A 23,388-nucleotide genomic window follows, 5' to 3' on the forward strand; every position below is an offset into this window, starting at 1 on the left:
CTGACACCGCACCTGACACCGCAGCTGCTCACGTGCCCGAGCACCCCACGCTCTCCGCCGACGCCTTCGCCTCCGTGACCGGCTGGGGCAGGACCGCCCCGACGACCGCGCTGATGGTCCGTCCCCGTACGTACGAGGAGGCAGCGGCGGCGGTACGCGGCTGCGGGGCGCGCGGCTCCATCGCCCGGGGCCTGGGCCGGGCGTACGGCGACGCGGCGCAGAACGCGGGCGGTTCGGTCCTCGACATGACGGGCCTGGACCGCATCCGCAGCATCGACGCGGACGCCGGGCTCGTGGTGTGCGACGCGGGGGTGAGTCTGCACCGGCTGATGGAGGTGCTGCTGCCGCTGGGCTGGTTCGTACCGGTGACGCCCGGGACCCGGTACGTCACGGTGGGCGGGGCGATCGGCGCCGACATCCACGGCAAGAACCACCACGGCTCGGGCGGCTTCTCGCGGCACGTGCGCGCGCTCCAACTCCTGGGCGCGGACGGGGAGATGCGTACGGCACTGCCGGGCACGGACCTGTTCGACGCGACGGCGGGCGGGATGGGCCTGACCGGGGTGATCCTGTCCGCGACGGTCCAGCTCCTGCCCGTCGAGACCTCCTTGATGTCGGTGGACACGGAGCGGGCCACCGACCTCGACGACCTGATGTCCCGGCTGACGGAGACCGACCGCCTCTACCGGTACTCCGTCGCCTGGATCGACCTGCTGGCCCGGGGCGCCTCGATGGGGCGGTCCGTCCTCACCCGCGGCGACCACGCACCGCTGGACGTCCTGCCGCCGCGGGCCCGCCGCCACCCGCTGACGTTCCGCCCCGGCCGGCTGCCCGGCGCACCCTCCTTCGTGCCGGAGGGGCTGCTCGGCCGGAAGTCGGTGGGGCTCTTCAACGAGCTCTGGTACCGGCGGGCGCCGCAGGCGCGGGTGGGCGAGCTGCAGAAGATCTCCACGTTCTTCCACCCCCTGGACGGCGTCCCGCACTGGAACCGGATCTACGGGCGCGGCGGCTTCGTCCAGTACCAGTTCGTGGTCCCGTACGGGCAGGAGGAGGCGCTGCGGCGGATCGTGGGCCGGATCTCGCGGCGCGGCTGCCCGTCCTTCCTCGCCGTCCTCAAGCGGTTCGGCGACGGCGACCCGGGCTGGCTGTCGTTCCCCGTCCCTGGCTGGACGCTCGCCCTGGACATCCCGGCGAACCTGCCGCGCCTCGGCGCCTTCCTCGACGAGCTGGACGAGGAGGTCGCGGCGGCCGACGGACGGATCTACCTCGCCAAGGACTCACGGGTACGGCCCGAGACGCTCGCCGCGATGTACCCGAGGCTGGCCGACTTCCGCGCCCTGCGGGCCGAACTGGACCCGCGCGGAGTCTTCACCTCGGACCTGTCCCGCCGCCTCGCACTCTGACCATCCGCTCACTGAGGAGTACGTACGTCATGAAGGACGCCTTCGGCACCCCGCAGTCCCTGCTCGTCCTCGGCGGCACGTCCGAGATCGCTCTCGCCACCGCCCGCCGGCTCGTCGCCCGCCGCACCCGTACGGTGTGGCTGGCCGGCCGCCCTTCGCCCGCCCTGGAGGCCGCGGCGGGGCAGCTGCGCGACCTCGGCGCCGACGTGCGTACGGTCGCCTTCGACGCGCTCGACAGTGCCTCGCACGAGGAGGTGCTGGGCAAGGTCTTCACCGAGGGCGACATCGACATGGTGCTGATCGCCTTCGGGCTGCTCGGCGACCAGACCAACGACGAGGCCGAGCCGATGGCCGCCGTACGGGTTGCCCAGACCAACTACACGGGCGCGGTCTCGGCGGGCCTGGTCTGCGCGAACGCCCTCCAGGGCCAGGGGCACGGCTCGCTGGTCGTGCTGTCGTCGGTCGCGGGCGAGCGGGCCCGCCGGGCGAACTTCATCTACGGCTCCAGCAAGGCGGGACTCGACGCGTTCACCCAGGGCCTCGGCGACGCACTGCACGGGACGGGTGTGCACGTGATGGTCGTACGCCCCGGCTTCGTCCGGACGAAGATGACGGAGGGGCGGGAGGAGGCCCCGCTCGCGACGACTCCGGAGGCGGTCGCGGAGGCCATCGAGTCGGGCCTGCGCAGGCGGGCCGAGGTGGTGTGGGTCCCGGGCGCACTCCGGGCGGTGATGTCGGCTCTCCGGCACGTGCCGAGGCCCCTTTTCCGGCGACTGCCGGTCTGATTCCTTCGTGCGGGTACGTCGTGGCTGGTCGCGCAGTTCCCCGCGCCCCTTGGTTTCTAGTGCAGAGCCGGAGTGTCGTGGGGAAGCCCCTGCGGGGGAATCTCGCCCCGCTCCGTGCCGCCAAAGGCGTAGTCGCAGAGCTTGCGCCAGACGCCGTCCTGGCCCTGTTCGTACAGGGCGAAGGACACGCAGGACCACTCCGCGGCGTACGTCGAGAGTTCGTCGTACGCCCGGTCCATGCCCTCCTCCGTGATGCCGTGGGCCACGGTGACGTGCGGGTGGTACGGGAACTGCAGCTCCCGCACCAGCGGGCCCGACGCGTCCCGCACCCGCTTCTGCAGCCACCCGCACGCGGACGCCCCCTCGACGACCTTCACGAAGACGACCGGCGACAGCGGCCGGAACGTCCCCGTGCCCGAGAGCCGCATCGGGAAGGGCCGTACCGACTCGGCGATCGCCGCGAGGTGCGCCTCGACGGCCGGCAGCGCGTCCGCGTCGATCTCGGTCGGCGGCAGCAGGGTGACGTGCGTAGGAATGCCGTGAGCGGCAGGGTCCCCGAAGGCCGCGCGCCGCTCCTGGAGCAGGCTGCCGTACGGCTCCGGGACCGCGATCGAAACGCCGAGCGTTACGGTCCCCACGTCGTTCTCCTCCGTCGTCGGTGCGGGCGCCCCGGCGGCGCGGCCGCGGGGCGTGTACGGGTGCAGTGTGGCGGGCGCACCGCCCTCGGGGCCAGAGTCCAAGGTCGGGGGCCCGGTCGGCGGTGCTCTGCCGTCAGTGCTTGGCCGGCAGGAAGCCGATCCTGTCGTAGGCCTGGGCGAGGGTCTCGGCGGCGACGGCGCGGGCCTTCTCGGCGCCCTTGGCGAGGATCGCGTCCAGCGTCTCCGGGTCGTCCAGGTACTCCTGCGTACGGGTCCTGAACGGCGTGACGAAGTCGACCATCTGCTCGGCGAGGTCCGTCTTCAGCGCGCCGTACATCTTCCCCTCGTACTCCTTCTCCAGTGCGGCGACCGGCTTGCCGGTGAGCGTGGAGGAGATGGTGAGGAGGTTGGAGACGCCCGGCTTGCCGGCCGGGTCGAACCGGATGACGGTGTCGGTGTCGGTGACCGCGCTCTTGACCTTCTTCGCGGTGACCTTCGGGTCGTCGAGCAGGTTGATGAGGCCCTTCGGCGTGGAGGCCGACTTGCTCATCTTGATGCTCGGGTCCTGGAGGTCGTAGATCTTCGCCGTCTCCTTGAGGATGTACGGCTCCGGGACGGTGAAGGTCTCGCCGAGGCGGGTGTTGAAGCGCTCCGCGAGGTCGCGGGTCAGCTCGATGTGCTGGCGCTGGTCCTCGCCGACGGGGACCTGGTTCGCCTGGTAGAGCAGGATGTCGGCGACCTGGAGGACCGGGTACGTGAAGAGGCCGACGGTGGTGCGGTCGGAGCCCTGCTTCGCGGACTTGTCCTTGAACTGGGTCATCCGGGAGGCCTCGCCGAAGCCGGTGAGGCAGTTCATCACCCAGCCGAGCTGGGCGTGCTCGGGCACGTGGCTCTGCACGAAGAGCGTGCAGCGGTCCGGGTCGAGCCCCGCGGCGAGGAGCTGGGCGGCGGCGAGCCGGGTGTTGGCGCGCAGCTCGGCCGGGTCCTGCGGAATCGTGATGGCGTGCAGGTCCACGACCATGTAGAAGGCGTCGTGCGTCTCTTGCAGAGCCACCCACTGGCGCACGGCGCCGAGATAGTTGCCGAGGTGGAACGAGCCTGCGGTGGGCTGGATGCCGGAGAGCACACGGGGTCGAGAGGCCATGTACGTCATTCTCTCAGGTACGGGCCCGGCACTTCGCCGGGGGAGCACGCGAGTGGGTGGGGGAACTCGATGCGATGTCCCAGGACACTTCTGATCATGCTCATGGCATTGCTGGCCTGCACCGCGTACGCCGGGAACGCGGCCGCCGCCGGACCGTCCAGCGTGCTTCTGGTCACACCTGCGAGCGGCAGGACCGCTTCGCTGTACGCGACCGACGGCGACTACGGACGGTTGCAGGACCTGCTCGACAGCGGCGGGGCGGCGAACACCACCCGGCGGCCGGGGCTGGAGACGGCCATGCGGGCCCGGCAGCTCACGGTGACCTGGCTGGTGGACGACGTCGAGCCGTGGCGGCTCCAGCAGGTGTACGTACCGGCGGACGGCGGGCCCGTCTGGGTCCACACGGCGCCCGACGTGCCGCGTTCGTACGAGGGCAGCTGGCACCGGGCCCGGCAGCCCCGGCCGCTGACCGGTCTGCTGACGAGGCTCGGCCTGCTGGCGCCGCCGCACCGGGCGGGGGCGGGCGGCGGGGAGCCGCTGCCGCCCGGGAGCAGGCCGCCGGCCAGGGCCCAGGACCCGACCGCCGACATCGACCCCTCGGCGACCGACCCCTCGGCGACCGGCCCGGCCGCGACGGGCGCCGCCGTGCCCCCGGACTCGCCCCTGCCGACCGCCGCCCCCGTCCTCACGGTGTCCGGATGGTGGTGGGCGCTGCCCGGGGCCGCGGCGGGTGCCGCCGGGGCGGTGCTGTACCTGCGCCTGCGTGAACGCCGGGCGCAGGGGCCCGACGGCCAGGACCCGCCGGGCCAGGACCGTCAACTCATCGACCTCTGAACGCGGTACGGGCGGAACTTGTCCCAGCGGCGGCAAGGTTTCCGCGCCGTCCCCGTGACCGACGATAGAAAGGGGCGCCGTCCGCACCTTTCGCCGGACGGCCGTATCTGACGATCGGAGTTCCCGTGTCGACAACGGATGCCACAACGAACGCCACCACCGGTGCCACTGCGACTGCCATCGCCTCCGTAGAGGCGCACAGCGCGCACAACTACCACCCACTGCCCGTCGTCGTCGCCGAGGCGGAGGGCGCGTGGATGACCGATGTCGAGGGGCGCCGCTACCTCGACATGCTCGCCGGGTACTCGGCGCTCAACTTCGGTCACGGCAACCGCCGGCTGATCGAGGCGGCCAAGGCCCAGCTGGAGAGAGTGACGCTGACGTCGCGGGCCTTCCACCACGACCGGTTCGCCGCGTTCTGCGCCGAGCTCGCCGCCCTGTGCGGCATGGAGATGGTGCTGCCGATGAACACCGGGGCGGAGGCCGTCGAGACGGCCGTGAAGACCGCCCGTAAGTGGGGCTACCGGGTCAAGGGCGTGCCGGACGGGCGCGCCAGGATCGTCGTCGCCTCGGACAACTTCCACGGCCGTACGACGACGATCGTCAGCTTCTCCACCGACCCGGAGGCGCGCGCGGACTACGGCCCGTACACCCCGGGCTTCGACATCGTTCCGTTCGGCGACCTGGCGGCGCTCGAACAGGCGCTGACCGACGACACGGTGGCGGTGCTCCTGGAACCCATCCAGGGCGAGGCGGGGGTGCTGATGCCGCCGGCCGGATACCTCGCCGGTGTACGGGAGCTGACCCGCGCGCGGAACGTGCTGTTCATCGCGGACGAGATCCAGTCGGGGCTCGGCAGGACCGGGACGACCTTCGCCTGTGAGCACGAGGGCGTGGTGCCCGATGTGTACGTGCTGGGCAAGGCGCTCGGCGGCGGGGTGGTGCCGGTGTCGGCGGTGGTCTCGTCGGCCGAGGTGCTGGGCGTGTTCAGGCCGGGCGAGCACGGGTCGACGTTCGGCGGCAACCCGCTCGCGTGCGCGGTCGCGCTCGAAGTGATCGCGATGCTGCGCACCGGCGAGTACCAGCAGCGGGCCACCGAGCTGGGCGACCACCTGCACCACGAGCTGAACCTGCTGGTCGGCGGTGCGGTGCGGGAGGTGCGCGGGCGCGGGCTGTGGGCCGGGATCGACATCGACCCGGCGCGCGGCACCGGCCGGCAGATCTCGGAGCAGCTGATGGAGCGGCGGGTGCTGGTGAAGGACACCCACGGGTCGACCATCCGGATCGCCCCGCCGCTGGTGATCAGCAAGGAGGACCTGGACTGGGGTCTGGACCAGCTCCGGGACGTGCTCGGGGAGTGACCGGGGCGGCTGACCGCCGATCGACCGGCTAGAGGATGACGTGGGGCAGGAAGCGGGCGTACTCGTCCGTGACCAGGCCCGCCGACTCCCGGATGCCGAGCCCCGCCGCCTCGTCCTCGACGACCCAGGCGCCGAGCACCGTACGGTTGCCGTCGAAGTCGGGCAGCGGGGCCAACTCCTGGTAGCAGACCGGATCTTCGGTGCGGGCGGGTGGTTCGGAGCCCGGCTCGGAGCCCGGCTCGTGGACGGTGACTCCGGCGCCCTCGCGGCCGAGGAGGGGCTTGGCGACGTAGCCGGGCCCGTCCTCGTGGGCCAGCTCGCGGGGGCCGTCGAGGTAGGAGGCGAGCAGGTTGGGGTGGCCGGGGTAGAGCTCCCAGAGGATCGCCAGGAGGGCCTTGTTGGAGAGGAGCATCTTCCAGGCGGGTTCGATCCAGCAGGTGGTGCCGGTGCCGCCGCCGTTGTCGAGGGTGGACAGCACGTGCGGGCCGAAGCGGTCGGTGGCCAGCCACTCCCACGGATAGAGCTTGAAGCAGCTGCGGATGAAGCGGAGCTTCTCGTCGACGAAGCGGCGGGAGAGCCGGTCCCAGCCGATCTGCTCGACGGAGATCGCCTCGGTGCGCAGGCCCGCCTGCTCGGCGGTCTCGCGCAGGTAGGCGACCGTCATCAGGTCCTCGCCGAGTTCGTCGCCCTCGGAGTGGGCGAAGTGCAGCGGGCCCGGCGGGAGCAGCCGGGCCTGCTTCTTCCAGGCGTCGACGAGGCGCTCGTGCAGGGAGTTCCACTGGTCGGCGCCGGGGAAGAGCTCCTCCATCCAGAACCACTGCGGACTGGCCGCCTCCACGAGGGAGGTCGGGGTGTCGGCGTTGTACTCCAGCATCTTGGCGGGGCCCGTGCCGTCGTAGCGCAGGTCGAACCGGCCGTAGAGGGAGGGGAGTTCGGCGCGGCGGCGCCAGGACTCGGCGATCAGCTTCGCCAGTCTGGGGTCGGTGATGCCGAGGTCCGCGAAGCGGTCGTGGGCGACGATGTGCTCGGCTGCGGCGAGGCACATGACGTGCAGCTCCTCGACGACCTCTTCGAGGGCTTCGACCTCGGGGAGGGTGAAGGAGTAGTACGCGCTCTCGTCCCAGTAGGGGCGCAGGGTGTCGTCGGGGTAGCGGGTCAGGGGGTAGATGACCCCCTGCTCCTCGACGATGCGCTGCCAGTCGGGGCGGGGGGTGAGGGTGTGACGCTTCATGGCGGTGGCCTTCGGGGGGGTCGGTACGAGTGCGGGTCCTGCGGACCGGGCCGGTGTCGGGGCGTGCAGTCGTGGGCGGGCGCGCCGCAGTGGGGGCCGCCCCCTTGCCCACCCGTCCCGCCCCCGGGGGGCGGCCCCGCTGCCCAAGGGGGCTAGGGGGCTAAGGGGGCAGGCATTTAGGGGCGCGGGGAACTGCGCGACCAGCCACGACGTGCCCGCACGTATCCGGAGACCTGCTCAGCCCGTCCGGCGATTGAGGACGCGCGGGCGCAGCCCGTGCACGGGTCCGGGGCTTGCCCCGGCAGTGAGCGCACCCACCCACCGGCCCGCGCCCGTTAACCGCCGCCGGAACCCGAGCAGCCGAAGCCCCCGCGCTCCACCGCCTGCTTGTCGAAGCTGCCGCCGGAGACGCGCCGGTTGCTGACGCTGCCGCCGTAGTAGTAGACGCCGCTGTGGCCGGCGCTGCTTCCGCTGCTGCCGCCCCCGTCGTCATCGTCCTCGCACTCGTAGCTGGGCAGCTCTTCCTGGGTGACCGGGTCCACGCATCGCCTGTCCGGTTCGTCGCCGCAGGAGGTGAGGGTCAGGGCGAGCATCCCCATGCCGCCGAGCACCACCGTGCTGGATCTCAGTTTGCGCCGTCGCGCTGCCATGCCCGGCCACTCCCCCGTGTTGCTGCACCGACTTGCCTTACCGACTCTGGACCGTCGACACACTAGAGGGCTGCCGGGCCCTGAGGAACTTCGGAATGTCGACCGGCGCCAAGTGAGGTGATTTGCCCCGCGGAGGTAACCGCCCCTTTGATGGTTTATCCTTCATCTATGCGCGGGATTCTCACCCCGCCTCCCCAAACTGCCCCGGCCGGTCTCCCCCGTCCGGCCGGGGCTTCTGCTTTCACCGCGGCCCGGCGAGGGTTCGCGCGGCCGGGTGATCCCTGCGCCCCGGCAGTACCCGAGGGGACCGGGGCTCGTTGCAGACGGCGTGAACACCACCGCAAGCCCCTCCCACATACTGCCGACCTCGCTCCCCCCGATCCGCTCCACCCGTGGCGTCGTCCACCGGCCGCCGCAGCCCGTCATCGCCGCCTGCCGCGCCGAGGGCACGACCCTCAGCGTCGCCGTCCAGGGCGAGATCGACCACTTCACGGCTGCCCCGCTGAGCGCGCTGCTCGCCTCGGCCGCCGCCTTCGGGCACACCCGCCTCGTGGTCGACGCGTCCCGGGTCACCTTCTGCGACTCCGGTTTCCTCAACGCACTGCTCGCCTGGCGGCGGGGCGGCCGACGGCTGATCCTGGCCGCCGCGTCCGCCGCCGTGAAACGACTGCTCGCCGCGACCCGGAGCGGGTCCCTGCTGGCCGAGGAGGCCCTGGGGTGAGCCGCCGGAACTGACCCCCGCGCTGGCCCCGCACGTCCACCGGCCCCCGGTTCCGTACAACGCCGTACGGAACCGGGGGCCGGCCCGCGTCCGCGCTCCCGGTCCACCCCGTACGACTCCCTAGGGCAGCGCCCTGACCAGCGCCTCCAGCGCTCCCGCCCACGCGCTGTCGGTCGGTGTCGCGTACCCGACCATCAGCCCGTCCTTCCCCTCCCCCGGCGCCTCCGGGTGCCGGTAACGGGACAGCCCCTCCACCGCGAGCCCCTGCCAGTGCGCCGCGCGCACCACGGACTGTTCGCTGCCTGGCGGCAGTTCGAGGATGGCGTTCAGACCGGCCGCGATGCCGCTGATCCGTACGTCGGGCGCGCGTGCCGCGAGGGCGGCCACCAGGTCGTCGCGGCGCCGCCGGTAGCGCAGCCGCATGGAGCGCACATGGCGGTCGTACGCCCCTGAGGCCATGAACCCGGCGAGGGTGAGCTGTTCCAGCGCGCTGGAGGTGTTGTCGTGCGGGGAGAGCAGACCGGTCAGCTCCTCCGGGAGCACCATCCAGGACAGCCGCAGCCCGGGGGCGAGGGCCTTGCTGGTGGTGCCGAGGTAGACGACCCGGTCCGGGTCGAGGCCCTGGAGGGCGCCGACCGGCTGGCGGTCGTAGCGGAACTCGCCGTCGTAGTCGTCCTCCAGGATCAACCCGCGGGTCCGCCGCGCCCAGTCGACGGCCGCCGCCCGCCGGTCCGGGTGCAGGGCGACGCCGGTCGGGAACTGGTGCGCGGCGGTCAGCAGCACCGCCCCGACACCGGGCAGGTCCGCCAACTCGCCCGTCCTCGCGCCCATTTCGTCGACCCCGAGCGGGGGGATGCGCAGTCCGGCGGCGCGGAGGCACTCCCGGTGGTGGTCGAGTCCGTACTCCTCGACGGCCACCGCCTTCGCGGCCGGGGTGCGGCGGCGGAGCACCCCGGCGAGGAAGGTCAGCGCGTTGACGTACCCGGAGCGGATCACGAGGCGCTCCGGGTCGGCGTGCACGCCGCGGGCCCGGGCCAGGTACTCGGCGAGGACGGTGCGCAGTTCGATCCTGCCGCGCGGATCTCCGTACCCGAAGGCGTCGTTCGGGGCGGCGGCGAGCGCCTTGCGGTACGCCTTGAGCCACTCGGCGCGGGGGAAGGTCGAGAGGTCGGGGGTGCCGGGCAGGAGGCTGTGGACGGGGGCGGTGCTGCGGGCCGGGCGGCGGGGTGCAGCGGGCGGGCGGGGCCGTCGGGGAGCGGCGGTGGCGGCCCGCTCGGCAACCCGGGTGCCGGAGCCCTGGCGGGCGGTGAGCCACCCTTCCGCCACCAGCTCGGCGTACGCGTCGGCGACCGTGTTGCGGGCGATGCCGAGGTCGGCGGCGAGCGTACGGGAGGAGGGCAGGCGGGTGCCGGGGGCGAGGCGGCCGGTGCGGGCGGCCTCGCGGAGGGCGTCGCGGAGCCCGGTGCGCAGGCCGGGGGCGGGGCCGGTGCTGCCGCCGGTTCCGGCACCGCTGCCGGTTCCGCTACCGCTGCCGGAGAGATCGAGATGGAGGTCCGTCCCGAGTTCGGCCCGATAAGTGGCCCAGGAATCTGTCACGGGAATGGACCATACCGCCGGGCCGCTGCCCGCATAACGTTGTGGTCATGACGACGAACGAGAACACCGCACACACCCCCCGCGTCCCCGAGCACATCCCCCGGATGAACTGGTCCGAGCACGCCCCCGAGGTCTTCAAGGCCATGCTCCAGCTGGAGAAGGCCACCAGGAAGCACCTCGACCCGGTGGTGGCGGAACTGGTGAAGATCCGTGCCTCGCAGCTCAACCACTGCGCGTTCTGCCTGGACATGCACACCAAGGACGCGCTCGCGGCGGGCGAGAGCGTGGAGCGGATCGTGCAGCTGTCGGCGTGGGAGGAGTCGCAGCACTTCTACACGGCGAAGGAGGTCGCGGCGATCGAACTGACCGAGGCGATCACTGTCCTGACGGACGGATTCGTACCGGACGAGGTGTACGAGAAGGCGGCGAAGCAGTTCGACGAGGTGGAGCTGGCGCATCTGATCGCGTCGATCAACACGATCAATGTGTGGAACCGGTTCGCGGTGTCGACGCGGATGGTGCCGGGGCACTACGTGGCGGGATCCCACTAGGCCGGATCCGGGGCGGGGCTGAAACCTGACAAACGTCATCTCTTCTTGTGCACAAGGTCGTTCCGAGGGCGGAGGAACGGAAGGTGTGCCGCGCGGAGGATGGGTACATCCACCACGCACACCTCATGAGACGGGATCCGCCCATGCGCCACACCCGCCCGAGCCCTCGCACCGACCGCAGGAGAGCGCGCCTGGCCGCCGTGGCATCGGCGGCCCTGCTGTCGCTCGCGGTCGGCACGCTTCCGGCCGGAGCCGCCACCGCCGCCCCGTTACCGGCCACCGCGTCCTCCACCACCACCGCGTCCCGCCTCGACCGGGAGGCGCTGCGCGCTTCCCTTGAGGCGTTCCACCGGGCGGGGATGTACGGGGCGTACTCGTCGGTCAGGGACGGCTCCGAGCGGTGGCGCGGAGCGGCAGGCGTCGCCGACATCGACACCGGCCGGCCGGTGCGCGCGGACTTCGAGCACCGGATCGGCAGCATCACCAAGACCTTCACCTCGGTGGCCGTCCTCCAGCAGGTGGCCAAGGGCCGGATCGGCCTGGACGCCCCGATCGGCGACTACCTGCCGGAGCTGGTGCCGGGCGAGCGGGGCCGGCAGGTGACGGTGCGGATGCTGCTCAACCACACGAGCGGCATCGCGGACTACATCCTGCCCGCCTTCCCCAAGCTGGCGACGGACCCGGGACAGGCCCTGGACGAGGGCCGGTTCCGCAAGCTGGAACCCGCGGAGCTGGTGCGCCTCGGCCTGGCCGCCGCACCGCAGGCACCGCGCGGCAAGCACGCGTACTCGAACACCAACTACATCATCGCCGGGCTGCTGTTGAAGAAGGTCACGGGCCAGGACCCGGAGTCGTACATCACGCAGAACGTCATCCGCAAGGCCGGGCTGCGGCACACGTACTTCCCGCGCTCCACCCGCGTCTCGGGGCCGCACGCCAAGATGTACGAGTCGTTCTACGGGTACATCGAACCGGCCCGCGACTACAGCGTCTACGACATGTCCTGGGCCGGTACGGCCGGGGCGTTGGTCTCCACGACGGACGACCTCAACGACTTCTACCGCCGGCTCCTGAGCGGGAAGCTGCTGGGGGCGGCGGAGCTGCGGGAGATGAAGACGACGGTTCCCATGCACGAGCCGGAGCCGGGTGAGGAGGTGGTGGCGCGGTACGGCCTCGGGCTGTACTCCCTCAAGCTGCCCGGCGGAGGCGGCAGTTGGTACTGGGGCCACGACGGTGGCGTGTTCGGGGCGGGGACCTGGGCGCTGTCCACGGAGGACGGGCGCCGGCAGGTGGCGATCGGCTACAACCTGATGAAGTACGAGCGGTTCGGGGAGGACGGCAAGCCGTTGCCCGACCCGATCGGGGCGGCGCTGTTCGGATACATGGACGGGGCGGTGAGCGGCACCCCCGCCAAGCCCGCTCCCACCGCCACCTCGCCGGTGCCTCCGCGCCTGGTCACCCCGGAGCAGCTGCGCCGCTAGGCCTCGCGCCAGGCCCCCGGCGGCGGTCCGTGCGGCGAGGGCGTCGAGGGCGTCGAGGACTTCCGCGACCCGGCCGATGGCGTAACAAGGGGGCGTCACACGGGTGTTCGTGGCCGAGGAAGGGGATGCCCGCCGTCACTTCGCCTCCGGCCCGAACCGGCGCTGGTACGCCGACGGAGTGATGCCGGTCTCGCGGCGCATCCGGGTGCGCAGATTGGCAGCGGTGCCGAGCCCGCTGCGCCGCGCGACCACCTCGAAACGGGACTCACCGCGCTCGATCAACCGGCACGCCAGGGCAAGTCGTTCGCCCGTGAGCCACGCCAACGGCGTCGTGCCCAGTTGCGCCCGGAAGCGGCGGTGCAGCGTCGCCGGACTGACCGCCGCACGTACCGCGAGGCCGGACACGGTGAGCGGTGAGTCCAACCGTTCCTGGGCCCAGGCCAGGACGGGCGCCAGGGACTCGTCCGGCAGGTCGGGCATGGGGCGCTCCACGAACTGCCGCTGCCCACCGTCCCGATGCGCCGCGAAGACCAGTCGGCGGCTCACCGAGTTGGCGACCTCCGCGCCGTGGTCGCGACGGACCATGTGCAACCCGAGGTCGAGCGCGGCCGCACTCCCCGCGGCGGTGAGGATGTCGCCGTCGTCCACGAACAGCACGTCCGATTCGAGCCGGACGGAGGGGAAGCGGGCCCGGAAGGAATCCGCCCACTGCCAGTGCGCGGTGGCCCGGCGTCCGTCGAGGACTCCGGCCTCGGCCAGCGTGAAGGCGCCGCTGCAGAAGCCGACCAGACGCGCACCGCGTGCGTGCGCCCGTCGGACGGCATCGAGCACGGCGGGGCGGCGGGGCACCTCGGTGTCCGGGCGGTTGGGGACGATCAAGGTGTCCGCCGCGTCGGCGGCTTCCAGACCGGCGACTCCCGTGAGCGTGAAGAACCCGTCGCGCATCAAGGTGCGGGGCTCGGGGGAGCAGAGCCCGAAGTCGTAGAGATCACGGCCGATCTCCGGTCTGCGCAGACCGAAGACCTCGGTCGCGCAGCCGAGCTCGAAGGGGTTCGAGTTCTCGTCCACGATCACGACGACCCGGTGTACGCCCGCCGGGTGAACCGCGTGCGAGGATTCTTTCGCCATGTGCAATTCCTAGCACTCACGCCGGTCGTGCGAAACGGCTCAGGATGAGCCCATGAGCAGCGAACCCATCCCCCTCGGCAAGGCCCTGGCCTCCTTCGACGCCCTGTGGAGCCCCCGCATCGTCACGCGCGTCAACGACTACGACGTCCGCATCGCCAAGGTCGAGGGCGAACACATCTGGCACGTCCACGACGACACCGACGAGTTCTTCCTGGTACTCGACGGCGAGCTGCACATCTCCTTGCGCGAGCCCGACGGGGAGCGCACGGTCCTGCTCCCCCAGGGGGCGGTCTTCACCGTCCCCCGAGGCACGGAGCACAGGCCGCACGCTCCGTCCGGCGCCGCGATCCTCATGTTCGAGCCCGCCGGGACACCGACGGTGGGCGATCGCCACGACGAGATCCCGGACCACGTGGACGCAACGACCGGGCACGCCCTCAACACCTGACCCCGGACGGCGAAGCGGGCGGCCGGGGGCGGGCCCGGTGGTCCGTGCGGTACTTCACCGGATCGGGTGTCGTGCGCCCGTATGCGGTGTGGGCGGCGGGCAGTGCCCGTCAGGATTCCCGGGTATGGCAGAGGATCGGTCCCGGTTGGCCGAACGGCGTATGCGGATCGCGGCCTTCGGCGGGCTGGGGGTGTTCAGCCTTGTCGTGTTCGGGCTGATGGTGGGTGCGGAGCTGGAGCGCAGCGACCCGCTGTCGAGTGTGCTCAGCTTCTTCGTGGGGTGCGGGGGGCTTGCCCTGTCGGTGGCCGACTACTTCCGCGGCCGGGAATCCGCGCCGCCCGATCCTGCCGCGCTGGCCGACGAGTTGTGCCGGAGTGTCGAGGCGCAGTGGACCGCCGAGGCCCGCTCGCGTCGGCTCGACGATCCGCGGGTGCTGCCGTTGGCCTGGTCGACCAGTCGGCGGCGGGTGGGCGACCGTGCGGCGATGCTGATTCCGACCGGCTCTTCGCACGCGCCGGCCGTGCCCGCGACCGTCCGCCCGGCGCGGGTGGTGCGGCAGCGGCTGGACGGACGGTTGCACGGTTCTTTCGGTACCGCTTGTGCCGCGCTGGCCGGGGGATATCGCGATACTCCGGGTCGACGGCTGCTGCTGCTCGGGGAGCCCGGGGCGGGGAAGAGCGCGCTGGCACTCATGGTGACCGTCGGCCTGGCCAAGGAGGAGCACCGCGCGGCGGGCGGCCCGGTGCCCGTACTGCTGGCGGTCGCTTCCTGGGATTCGGTGGTGGAGCCGCTGGACGACTGGATGGTGCGCCGACTCGCCGACATGTACTACGCGGGACGGTCCGCGACTCCTCGGCTGCTCCTCGACCAGGGCCTGCTGGTGCCCGTGCTGGACGGTCTCGACGAGATCCCGGAGGCCGCCAGGCGCAGGGCCGTGCGGGGACTCAACCGGGCGTTGGGCTGCGACCGTCCGGTGATCGTCACCTGCCGCTCGCAGGAGTACGAGGACGTGGTCAAGGACGGTGCGCCCAGGCTCCGCGGAACCCCGGTCGTCGAGATCGCCCCGGTCGCCCCGCGCGACGCGATCGCCTACCTGTCGGATGTCGTCTGGCCCGAGAGGACCGACTGGGAACCCGTTTACCGGGCGCTGCGCGAGCGGCCGGACAGCGCGGTGGCGCAGGCGCTGTCCACTCCCCTGATGGTGTCGCTGGCGCGGCTGGCGTACGAACGCAACGGTGAGGACCCCGGTGTCCTCGCGGACGAGACACGGCTGGACAGCCGGTATGCGGTGGAGGACCACGTGACCGCCGGTTTTGTCGCTTCGTGGCAGTCGCCGCAGTCGCGGCGGGTGGCCGGGGGCAGGGAGCGGGAGTGGTTGTCCACTCTCGCCCTGTATCTGCACCGTCATCGGGAGCGCGATCTGGTGTGGTGGCGGATGCCGGAGAGGTTGCTGTCGGTGTGGGCCGGTCCCACGGTGGCGTTGGTGTGCGGGCTGGTGCTCACGGTCGTGGCCGTCGCGCTGCGGATCGGCTGGACTCCGGACCTGCCCGACGGTGCACAGGCGGCGCGGCAGCAGAGTCTTGAGGCGAGCCTGGCCGTAGGGGCCGTCGCCGTCCTGCTGGCCATGGTCGTGTGGTGGATCTCCTCCGGCCGTCCACCCGGGCGGCTTTCGCTGCGCGCGCCGGGGACGGCGGGGCGGCTGCGCAAGGGCTTCAGGTCCGGGTGGTCCCTCACCGCCCTGCCCGCGGGATGCGTCCTGGTGGGAACCGTCGCCGTTCTGGCGGCAGGTGGCGCGGGCAAGGACGGAGTCGACACGCTGCTGCTGGTGTCCGGTCCGGTGTGGACGGTCGTACTGGCCACTTCGATCGGGCTTGCCGCACACGAGTGGCTGAACGCGGCCCCGGTCACGGCCGTTTCGGCCCACCCGGCGTCGTCCCTGCGAGACGACCGGAACTCCGCGCTCATCGGCGCCGCGGCGTGCGGGCTCGGGGCCGGGCTCTCGGTCTTCCCGCTCATGGTCTCGTACCGGGTGATCCTGGATCTGATCGCCGTCGTGGCCACCGGCCCGCACGGGGAACCTCCGCTGACCGACCTGGTCCTGCTTCACATGCGGAGTGTGGCCGCTGTCTTCGAGGGCTACGCGGACGGGCAGTGGCACTGGCCCCCGTTCGTCCGTCTCGGCGTACTGACGTGTGGATGCATCGGGCTGCTGGCGCTGCTGCCCCGTGCGTGGACCCGGTTCCTGGTCTTCCGGATCGCCTCGGCCACCACCCGCAGGCTGCCCTGGCGGCTGATGGGTTTCCTGGAGGAGGCCCATCGCGGGGGCATCCTGCGGTACGCGGGCGGCCACTACCAGTTCCGGCACATCCGGCTCCAGGACGCACTGGCCCAGGACCTGTCGCCCGAAGGTCCGGCGGCCTCAGGGCCGGCCGGGGTCCCGGGCGCCGGGCGGAGAATCGGGCGGAGGATCAAGCGACACCACCTCCTGGGCGCCCTCGCACTCGTCTGCGCGGTGGGTCTCGCCGTGCGCTGGGCGTACCCGGAGGACACCTCCCGTCTGAGGCTCACGCCTCAACACCCGGTCACCGTCATGAAGTTCATGGGTTCGACCTTGGTCACGGGGGACGGCCTGCACACCGAGGCGTGGGACGGCACCAGTGGAAAGCCCCTCCCGGTGACGGCCTCCCTCGCCTCGCACCGTGCAGGGGTGAGCGGTCGGCTGCTGAAGGACCTGCTGCCGAAGGGCGTCGACGGGCCGGGTGCGTACGAGCGGACCGACGTGCTCCCCGTCGGGGGGTTCCGGGAGATTCCCCTCACCACCGACAGCGGCCGTGGCCTGCCGTCCGTGTCGGTGACCTGGATCGGGGGCAGGCCCCGGCTGGCTCTGAAGGCGTGCTCCGGCCCTCTTGAGGTCTGGGAGATCCTGCCCGGCAAACGGGTGTACCGGGAGCCGTCGTCACCGGTGGACACCGACTGCCACGAGATCTCGGTCCTCAGCGACGACCTCCGCACGGTCGCCGGCGCCGGCTCCTTCGACCGTTCCTTCGTACAGGTCCGGAGGGTCGGAGAGCCCCGGGCGAGAACCCTTCGGGAGGGCCCGTGGGGCGAGGGCAGTATCACCTCCGCCGCGCTCAGCCCCGACGGGGCCCGTCTGGCGGTGGGTGAGGTTTCCGGTGCTCTCCACCTCATCGACACCGCCACCCTCGCCTCCATCGGTTCGCTGACCGGCCACCGCCGGGAGATCACCGCACTGGCGTTCAACGCCGACGGCTCACGCATCGCCGCGTACGCGGACGGCGGCGAAGTACGGGTCTGGAGTACGCCCTGACAGCGGGTCGGTGAGAGAGCGGGCCGGTGGGAGAACGGGCCGGAGAGAGCGGGTGACTGATACGCGCCGGGCGGAAGGCGAGGGCTCGCACTCGTCCGGAGCTGCGCGGACGGGTGGGGCTGGCATCCGCTGACCAGCAGCGGCGACGGCGGCAAGTACGTGTGGTGCGAGCTGGCGGCGGCCGCGTAGGCCCGGGAATGCGCGTGCGCCGGGCGCGACGGATGGTCCGTCGCGCCCGGCGCGCGGTGGGAGGTATCGCGGCCGACGCTACTTCGGCAGCCACGCCTTCCACGTCGACTCGTTGTCCGCGACCCACTTCTCCGCCGCCGCCTCAGGCGACAGCTTCTGGTCCGCGATCATCAGCGACACCGCGTTCTGCTGCTTCGCGTCCCACTTGAAGTTCTTCAGGAACTCCGCCGCCTCGCCGCCCTTCTTGGCGAACTTGGCGTTCATGAACTTCATGAGCGGGGTGGTCGGGTACTCGCAGTCGATGGCCTCGGGGGCCTTCGCCGCGCACTCCTCGCTGTACTTGGGGAGCTTGACCTCGACCATCGGGACCTGCTCGAACAGCCACTGCGGCTTGTACCAGTAGGTCAGGAAGGGCTTCTTCTCCTTGGCGAAGCGCTGGATCTGGGTGATCTGCGCGGCCTCGGAGCCCGAGAAGACGACCTGGTAGTTGAGCTTGAGGTTGTCGACGAGGGCCTTGTCGTTGGTGACGTAGGAGGGCGAGCCGTCGAGGAGCTGGCCCTTGCCGCCGCTCTCCGCCGTCTTGAACTGGTCGGCGTACTTGTTGAGGTTGCGCCAGTCCGTGACGTCCGGGTGCTTGTCGGCGAAGTACTTCGGGACCCACCAGCCGATGTGGCCGATGACGCCGACCTCGCCGGCCGGGACGATGGTCTTCTTGTCCTTGACGTAGCGGGCCTCCTGCTCCGGGTGGCCCCAGTCCTCCATGATCATGTCGACGCGGCCCTGGCTGAGGGCGTCCCAGGCGGGGACCTCGTCGACCTGGACGGTGTCGACGCGGTAGCCGAGTTCGCGTTCCAGGATGAGCTTGGCGACGGCGACGTCGGCCTGGGCGCCGACCCAGGACTGCACGGAGAGCGTGACCGTCTTCGCACCCGCCGCGTTCGCGTACGGGGACGCCTGCTGCGTCATGTCGGCCGCGCCGCAGCCGGTGAGTCCCGCGAGGGTGAGGGCGGCCACGCCCAGGGCGGTCGCCCTGAATGTCGTACGGCGGGAGATGTTCACGCGTCCTCCTTGCGGGCCGCGCGCGAGGGCTGCGTGACCCGGTCGAGCATCAGACCCAGGCAGACGATCGCGGCGCCCGCCTTGAGGCCGGTGGCCAGGTCGCCCTGGGCGAGGCCGAAGACGACGTCGTAACCGAGTGCGCCACCGCCGACCAGACCGCCGATGATGACGACGGCGAGCACCAGGACGACGCCCTGGTTGACGGCGAGGAGCAACGAGGGCCTGGCGAGCGGGAGTTGGACCTGACGGAGCTGCTGGCCGCTGGTGGCGCCGAGCGAGCGCGCCGATTCCATGGCGGCCGGGCTGACCTGCTGGAGGCCCTGGGTGGTGATGCGTACGACGGCCGGGAGCGCGTACACGACCGCTGCCGCTGCCGCCGGGGCGCGGCCGACGCCGAAGAGGGCGACGACGGGGATGAGGTAGACGAACTGCGGCATCGTCTGCATCACGTCGAGGACCGGGCGCAGTACGCGTTCCAGACGGCTGCTGCGGGAGGCGGCGATGCCGACCGCGAAGCCGATGACGAGGGTGACGGCGACGGCCGCGAGGACCTGGGAGAGCGTGTCCATGGACGGCTTCCAGATGCCCAGGACGCCGATCGCGGCCATGGCGAGTGCGGCGGTGAGCGCCGACTTCCAGGTGCCGATCAGCCAGGCCAGGGCGGCGACCAGGAGGAGTACGGCGTACCAGGGCAGGCCCTGGAGTCCGGCGCGTACCGGGTCGAGGATCCACGAGGTGAAGTGGCCGGCCCAGTCGGCGGTGCCGCCGATGACGGGCACACCGGAGTAGAGGTGGTCGGTCATCCAGCCGACGGCCTTGTTGACGGTCGGGGCGATCTCGACCGACCACGAGGCGGGCCAGAGGAGGGCGCCGGCGAGGCGGGCCCCGACGGCGACCGCCGCGACGACGGCCAGGCCGATGAGTGCGGGGGTCCAGGAGCGGCCGTGTTCACGGTCGCCCGAGCCCGCCGCCGCGGTCACCCGGTCGAGGACGATCGCCATCAGGACGATGGGGAGTCCAGCGGCCAGTGCCTGGCCGACGTCCACCGAGGCGAGCGCCTGGTAGACGCGGTCGCCGAGTCCTGCGGCGCCGATGACGGACGCGATGACGGCCATGGAGAGCGCCATCATGATCGTCTGGTTGAGGCCGAGCAGGATCTCCTTGCGGGCCAGCGGGAGCCGGGCCGTCAGGAGCCGCTGGCGGGCGGTGGCACCCAGGGACTCGACCGCTTCGAGCACGCCCTTGTCGGCGCCGCGCAGACCGAGTGCGGTGAGGCGGGCCATCGGCGGGGCGGCGTACACGACGGTCGCCAGGACGGCGGCCGGGACGCCGATGCCGAAGATCAGCACGACGGGGAGCAGGTACGCGAAGGCCGGGAGCACCTGCATGGTGTCCAGGACGGGGCGCAGGGCCCGGAACGTACGGTCCGAGAGGCCAGCGGCGAGGCCGAGCAGCCCGCCGAGCACGACGGACGCGAGGACCGCGACGGCCATCAGCGCGAGCGTCTGCATGGTCGGCACCCACATGCCGAGCAGCCCGCAGGTGGCGAGCGCGGCGAGGGTCCCGACGGCGAGCTTCACGCCTGCCGCGCGCCAGGCGATCAGCGCGGCGAGGGCGGTGGTGCCGGCCCAGCCGAGGGCGAGGAGGACCAGGTAGACGGCGCGTACGGAGAGGACGACCGCATGGGAGATGTGGCCGAAGAAGTACAGGAAGAGGGGGTGGCCGTCGCGGTTGTCGATGATCCAGTCGCTGACCTTGCCGAGGGGCTCGGTCACGTCGACGGTCAGCGCGGCCGGCCAGCTGCCGGAGGCCCAGCGGGCGTGCGCGAGGGGGATCAGGATCGCGGCGGCCACGAGGAGCGCGAGGATCTTGAAGAGGGCGGGGCGGCGGGTGAGCATGGCTCGCCAACCACCGCTCTGCCTAAGGGAGTTGGGGGTTGCGGTCGCTGCGGTCACGCGGTCACCTCGCCGTCCGGGCGCCCCTTCAGGGGCGCGGGGAACTGCGCGACCAGCCACGACGCACCCGCAGGATGTCGGAAGGCTGTACTCACGTACCTCATCAGGCCGTCACCGCCACGGCCGGAGCTCCCGCCACCACGCCCAGCAGGCACGCCCGGTCGACCATGCCCAGCAGGCGACCGTCGGTCATCACGCGGGCGGTGGGCTCCCCGGTGCGGACCAGGGCCTCGATCGCTTCGGAGACAGGCGCTCCGGGCGCGATCGCCGGACCACCGGACTCCGCGTCCCCCGGCTCAGGGGCCCGCATCGCGGAGGCCACCGTGAGGACCTGCTCGCGCGGCACGTCGCGGACGAAGTCCCGTACGTAGTCGTTGGCCGGGGAGCCGACGATCTCCTCCGGGGTGCCGAGCTGGACGACCTCGCCGTCGCGCATCAGCGCGATGCGGTCGCCGAGGCGCAGCGCCTCGTTGAGGTCGTGGGTGATGAAGACCATCGTGCGGCCCTCCTCCTCGTGGAGGCGGATGACCTCTTCCTGCATGTCGCGCCGGATGAGCGGGTCCAGTGCGCTGAACGGCTCGTCGAAGAGCAGGACTTCGGGGTCCACCGCGAGCGCGCGGGCCAGGCCGACGCGCTGCTGCTGGCCGCCGGAGAGCTGGCCGGGGCGGCGGTCCTCAAGGCCGTCGAGACCGACCTTGGTGATGACCTCGGCAGCCTTGGCGCGGCGTTCGGCCTTGCCCATGCCCTGGACCTCCAGGCCGTACGCGACGTTGTCGAGGACGGTGCGGTGCGGGAGCAGGCCGAAGTGCTGGAAGACCATGGCGGCGCGGTGCCGGCGCAGTTCGCGCAGGCGCGCCTTGTCCATCGAGAGGACGTCCTCGCCGTCGATGGCGAGGCTGCCCGAGGTCGGCTCGATGAGCCGGGTCAGGCAGCGTACGAGCGTGGACTTGCCGGAGCCCGAGAGGCCCATCACGACGAAGACCTCGCCCTTGCGGACGTCGAAGGACACGTCGCGGACGGCGGCCGTGCAGCCGGTGCGGGCCCGCAGTTCGGCGACGGAGAGACCGGCGAGGTCCTTGTCGCCCGGGATCCTGTCGGCCTTGGGGCCGAAGACCTTCCAGAGGTTCCGTACGGAGAAGACGGGCTCGGTGCTCTCGGCGCTCACAGCGGTCTCAGTGGTCGTCGTACTCATTACGCGGCACCTCCGGAGATGGTCTGTTGCTTCTGGAGCAGCTCTGCGCACTTCTCGCCGACCATCAGGACCCCGATCATCGGGTTGACGGCGGGCATCGTCGGGAAGACGGACGCGTCGGCGATGCGGATGCCGTCGAGCCCCTTGATCCTCAAGTCCGGTGTGACGACGGCCAGTCGGTCGTCGGCGGCACCCATCTTGCAGGTACCCGCCGGGTGGTACACCGTGTGCGCGACCTTGCGCGCGTACTCGCTGATGTCCTCGTCGGACGTGACCTCGGGGCCGGGGCACACCTCGCGCTTCAGCCAGCCGGAAAGCGGAGCGGCCTTCGCGATCTCGCGGGCGATCTTGATGCCGTCGACCAGGGTGCGGCCGTCGTAGTCGTCCTCGTCGGTGAAGTACCGGAAGTCGAGGGCGGGCTTCACGGCCGGGTCGGCGCTGGTGAGGTAGAGCCGGCCGCGGCTGCGCGGCTTGGGGATGTTCGGGGTCATCGACACGCCGTGGGCCGGGCGTTCGTAGCCCAGCCGCTCCGGGTTGTCGGTGAACGGGATCTGGTAGAAGTGGAACATCAGGTCCGGGCCCGCGTGCTGGGGGTCGCGCTTCACGAACAGCCCCGCGTCGGAGTCCATCGCCGAGTTCTCGGGGATCGGCCCTTCGGTCTCCCAGACGATGACCGACTCGGGGTGGTCGAGGAGGTTCTCGCCGACGCCGGGGAGGTCGACGGCCACGGGTATGCCGAGCGCTTCGAGGTCGGCGGCCGGGCCTATGCCGGAGTGCATGAGCAGGCGGGGGGTGTCCACCGCGCCCGCGCAGACGAGGACTTCGCGGGCGGCCCGTACGAGGACCTCCGTGCCGTCCTTGGTGCGGACGTGGACGCCGCGGGCGCGGGTGCCGTCCAGCTCCAGCTTGTGCGCCCAGGTCTCCAGCATGATGTGGAGGTTGGGGCGGTCCAGGAACGGGTGCAGGTACGCCACGGAGGCGGACGACCGCTTGTTGTTCTCGGGGTGGTAGGCGAGGTCGAAGAAGCCGACGCCGTCCTCGAAGGGCTTCTTGTTGAAGCCTTCGACGCGCGGGACGCCGAGTGCGCTCTGCGCGGCGTCGACGAAGTCGCGGGCGATGGCGTTCCGGTCCAACTCCCCGACCGGGACGACGTTGTTGCGCAGCTTTCCGAAGTACGGGTCCATGGCCGCGGCGCCCCAGCCTTCGGCCCCGTTGGCCTCCCACTCGTCCCAGTCGGACGGCAGCGGCTTGAACGCGATGAGGGTGTTGTGCGAGGAGCAGCCGCCCAGTACGCGGGCCCTGCTGTGCCGGATGTGCGAGTTGCCGCGCGGCTGCTCGACCGTGGGGTAGTCGTAGTCGAGGTCGCCACCGAGGAGGCCCATCCAGCGGCGGAGGGTGAGGACGTCGGGGCGGTCGACGTCGGTGGGGCCGCCCTCGATGACGGCGACGCGGACGCTGGGGTCCTCGGTGAGACGGGAGGCGATCACCGAGCCGGCGGTGCCGCCGCCGATGACGACGTAGTCGTACTCGTGGATGGTCTCGGGCATGGAAGCTGCTCCTCTTCTTGCGGAAGGTGCTGCGCGTAATGGGTTTGCGTGGCGGTCTCGGGGTGGGGCGGTGTCGGGGGGCGGCCCCGCTGCCCAAGAGGGCTAGGGGCTAAGGGGGCAGGCATTTAGGGGCGCGGGGAACTGCGC

At 71.7% G+C, this 23,388-nt stretch carries 19 protein-coding genes; 9 read left to right on the forward strand and 10 right to left on the reverse strand.

The window, feature by feature from the left end; translation table 11 throughout:
- The first annotated feature begins 113 nt into the window (after positions 1-113).
- Positions 114-1,403, forward strand: coding sequence for an FAD-binding oxidoreductase (locus ACH4SP_RS23210; RefSeq protein ID WP_398417766.1), 1,290 nt, complete (start codon positions 114-116; stop codon positions 1,401-1,403).
- Positions 1,404-1,432: 29 nt separating this feature from the next.
- A complete protein-coding gene (locus ACH4SP_RS23215; RefSeq protein WP_398417447.1) occupies positions 1,433-2,188 on the forward strand; it encodes a decaprenylphospho-beta-D-erythro-pentofuranosid-2-ulose 2-reductase in 756 nt (251 codons plus the stop codon).
- 56 nt (positions 2,189-2,244) lie between these two features.
- On the opposite strand, the gene ACH4SP_RS23220 is transcribed toward ACH4SP_RS23215, so the two are convergent.
- Both ACH4SP_RS23220 and trpS read right to left on the reverse strand, forming a co-directional pair.
- A complete protein-coding gene (locus ACH4SP_RS23220) occupies positions 2,245-2,826 on the reverse strand; it encodes a 2'-5' RNA ligase family protein (protein WP_398417448.1) in 582 nt (193 codons plus the stop codon).
- Between the two features lie 133 nt (positions 2,827-2,959).
- Positions 2,960-3,970 carry a tryptophan--tRNA ligase gene (gene trpS / locus ACH4SP_RS23225; protein ID WP_398417449.1) on the reverse strand — a complete coding sequence of 337 codons (1,011 nt, stop codon included), beginning with the start codon at positions 3,968-3,970 and terminating at the stop codon, positions 2,960-2,962.
- Between the two features lie 96 nt (positions 3,971-4,066).
- Here trpS and ACH4SP_RS23230 point away from each other — a divergent pair, with 96 nt between their 5' ends.
- Both ACH4SP_RS23230 and rocD read left to right on the forward strand, forming a co-directional pair.
- On the forward strand, positions 4,067-4,804 hold the full coding sequence (locus ACH4SP_RS23230) for a hypothetical protein (protein WP_398417450.1): 738 nt from the start codon (positions 4,067-4,069) through the stop codon (positions 4,802-4,804).
- 125 nt (positions 4,805-4,929) lie between these two features.
- A complete protein-coding gene (rocD, locus tag ACH4SP_RS23235) occupies positions 4,930-6,165 on the forward strand; it encodes an ornithine--oxo-acid transaminase (RefSeq protein ID WP_398417451.1) in 1,236 nt (411 codons plus the stop codon).
- Between the two features lie 28 nt (positions 6,166-6,193).
- Here the strand turns inward: rocD and ACH4SP_RS23240 are convergent, their stop codons facing one another.
- Together ACH4SP_RS23240 and ACH4SP_RS23245 are read right to left on the reverse strand one after the other, a co-directional pair.
- On the reverse strand, positions 6,194-7,396 hold the full coding sequence (locus tag ACH4SP_RS23240; protein WP_398417452.1) for a glutathionylspermidine synthase family protein: 1,203 nt from the start codon (positions 7,394-7,396) through the stop codon (positions 6,194-6,196).
- Between the two features lie 335 nt (positions 7,397-7,731).
- Entirely contained in the window at positions 7,732-8,046 is a 315-nt protein-coding gene (locus ACH4SP_RS23245; RefSeq protein WP_398417453.1) for a hypothetical protein, read from the reverse strand.
- A 328-nt stretch (positions 8,047-8,374) separates the two neighbouring features.
- On the opposite strand from ACH4SP_RS23245, the gene ACH4SP_RS23250 reads away from it, so the two are divergent.
- Entirely contained in the window at positions 8,375-8,767 is a 393-nt protein-coding gene (locus ACH4SP_RS23250) for an STAS domain-containing protein (protein ID WP_398417454.1), read from the forward strand.
- 120 nt (positions 8,768-8,887) lie between these two features.
- On the opposite strand, the gene ACH4SP_RS23255 is transcribed toward ACH4SP_RS23250, so the two are convergent.
- Positions 8,888-10,363 carry a PLP-dependent aminotransferase family protein gene (locus ACH4SP_RS23255; RefSeq protein WP_398417455.1) on the reverse strand — a complete coding sequence of 492 codons (1,476 nt, stop codon included), beginning with the start codon at positions 10,361-10,363 and terminating at the stop codon, positions 8,888-8,890.
- A gap of 47 nt (positions 10,364-10,410) precedes the next feature.
- On the opposite strand from ACH4SP_RS23255, the gene ACH4SP_RS23260 reads away from it, so the two are divergent.
- On the forward strand, positions 10,411-10,914 hold the full coding sequence (locus ACH4SP_RS23260) for a carboxymuconolactone decarboxylase family protein (RefSeq protein WP_398417456.1): 504 nt from the start codon (positions 10,411-10,413) through the stop codon (positions 10,912-10,914).
- Between the two features lie 143 nt (positions 10,915-11,057).
- A complete protein-coding gene (locus ACH4SP_RS23265; protein WP_398417457.1) occupies positions 11,058-12,395 on the forward strand; it encodes a serine hydrolase domain-containing protein in 1,338 nt (445 codons plus the stop codon).
- Positions 12,396-12,530: 135 nt separating this feature from the next.
- Here the strand turns inward: ACH4SP_RS23265 and ACH4SP_RS23270 are convergent, their stop codons facing one another.
- Positions 12,531-13,523 carry a GlxA family transcriptional regulator gene (locus ACH4SP_RS23270; protein ID WP_398417458.1) on the reverse strand — a complete coding sequence of 331 codons (993 nt, stop codon included), beginning with the start codon at positions 13,521-13,523 and terminating at the stop codon, positions 12,531-12,533.
- Between the two features lie 52 nt (positions 13,524-13,575).
- Between ACH4SP_RS23270 and ACH4SP_RS23275 the strand changes: the two genes are divergently transcribed.
- Together ACH4SP_RS23275 and ACH4SP_RS23280 are read left to right on the forward strand one after the other, a co-directional pair.
- Positions 13,576-13,971, forward strand: coding sequence for a cupin domain-containing protein (locus ACH4SP_RS23275; protein ID WP_398417459.1), 396 nt, complete (start codon positions 13,576-13,578; stop codon positions 13,969-13,971).
- Positions 13,972-14,095: 124 nt separating this feature from the next.
- A complete protein-coding gene (locus ACH4SP_RS23280) occupies positions 14,096-17,299 on the forward strand; it encodes a hypothetical protein (RefSeq protein WP_398417460.1) in 3,204 nt (1,067 codons plus the stop codon).
- 267 nt (positions 17,300-17,566) lie between these two features.
- On the opposite strand, the gene ACH4SP_RS23285 is transcribed toward ACH4SP_RS23280, so the two are convergent.
- The 4 genes from ACH4SP_RS23285 to ACH4SP_RS23300 form a co-directional block, all read right to left on the reverse strand.
- A complete protein-coding gene (locus ACH4SP_RS23285; RefSeq protein WP_398417461.1) occupies positions 17,567-18,547 on the reverse strand; it encodes an ABC transporter substrate-binding protein in 981 nt (326 codons plus the stop codon).
- Complete coding sequence (locus ACH4SP_RS23290; RefSeq protein WP_398417462.1) at positions 18,544-20,445, reverse strand: ABC transporter permease; 1,902 nt, start codon at positions 20,443-20,445, stop codon at positions 18,544-18,546. The genes ACH4SP_RS23285 and ACH4SP_RS23290 overlap by 4 nt, the downstream gene beginning before the upstream one ends.
- A 160-nt stretch (positions 20,446-20,605) precedes the next feature.
- Entirely contained in the window at positions 20,606-21,694 is a 1,089-nt protein-coding gene (locus tag ACH4SP_RS23295) for a glycine betaine/L-proline ABC transporter ATP-binding protein (RefSeq protein ID WP_398417463.1), read from the reverse strand.
- Positions 21,694-23,241, reverse strand: coding sequence for a GMC family oxidoreductase (locus ACH4SP_RS23300; protein WP_398417464.1), 1,548 nt, complete (start codon positions 23,239-23,241; stop codon positions 21,694-21,696). The genes ACH4SP_RS23295 and ACH4SP_RS23300 overlap by 1 nt, the downstream gene beginning before the upstream one ends.
- Positions 23,242-23,388 lie beyond the last annotated feature (147 nt).

The sequence above is a fragment of the Streptomyces sp. NPDC021093 genome, from assembly GCF_044333135.1.
GTDB lineage: Bacteria > Actinomycetota > Actinomycetes > Streptomycetales > Streptomycetaceae > Streptomyces.

What these genes read in the sequence shown, in the direction of transcription:
- ACH4SP_RS23240 (WP_398417452.1), bottom strand. Translation starts at nt 7,396, where the DNA reads ATGAAGCGTCACACCCTCACCCCCCGCCCCGACTGGCAGCGCATCGTC.
- ACH4SP_RS23210 (WP_398417766.1), top strand. Translation starts at nt 114, where the DNA reads ATGGTCCGTCCCCGTACGTACGAGGAGGCAGCGGCGGCGGTACGCGGC.
- ACH4SP_RS23265 (WP_398417457.1), top strand. Translation starts at nt 11,058, where the DNA reads ATGCGCCACACCCGCCCGAGCCCTCGCACCGACCGCAGGAGAGCGCGC.
- ACH4SP_RS23230 (WP_398417450.1), top strand. Translation starts at nt 4,067, where the DNA reads ATGCTCATGGCATTGCTGGCCTGCACCGCGTACGCCGGGAACGCGGCC.
- trpS (WP_398417449.1), bottom strand. Translation starts at nt 3,970, where the DNA reads ATGGCCTCTCGACCCCGTGTGCTCTCCGGCATCCAGCCCACCGCAGGC.
- ACH4SP_RS23275 (WP_398417459.1), top strand. Translation starts at nt 13,576, where the DNA reads ATGAGCAGCGAACCCATCCCCCTCGGCAAGGCCCTGGCCTCCTTCGAC.
- ACH4SP_RS23300 (WP_398417464.1), bottom strand. Translation starts at nt 23,241, where the DNA reads ATGCCCGAGACCATCCACGAGTACGACTACGTCGTCATCGGCGGCGGC.
- ACH4SP_RS23245 (WP_398417453.1), bottom strand. Translation starts at nt 8,046, where the DNA reads ATGGCAGCGCGACGGCGCAAACTGAGATCCAGCACGGTGGTGCTCGGC.
- ACH4SP_RS23280 (WP_398417460.1), top strand. Translation starts at nt 14,096, where the DNA reads ATGGCAGAGGATCGGTCCCGGTTGGCCGAACGGCGTATGCGGATCGCG.
- ACH4SP_RS23290 (WP_398417462.1), bottom strand. Translation starts at nt 20,445, where the DNA reads ATGCTCACCCGCCGCCCCGCCCTCTTCAAGATCCTCGCGCTCCTCGTG.
- ACH4SP_RS23295 (WP_398417463.1), bottom strand. Translation starts at nt 21,694, where the DNA reads ATGAGTACGACGACCACTGAGACCGCTGTGAGCGCCGAGAGCACCGAG.
- ACH4SP_RS23270 (WP_398417458.1), bottom strand. Translation starts at nt 13,523, where the DNA reads ATGGCGAAAGAATCCTCGCACGCGGTTCACCCGGCGGGCGTACACCGG.
- ACH4SP_RS23215 (WP_398417447.1), top strand. Translation starts at nt 1,433, where the DNA reads ATGAAGGACGCCTTCGGCACCCCGCAGTCCCTGCTCGTCCTCGGCGGC.
- ACH4SP_RS23260 (WP_398417456.1), top strand. Translation starts at nt 10,411, where the DNA reads ATGACGACGAACGAGAACACCGCACACACCCCCCGCGTCCCCGAGCAC.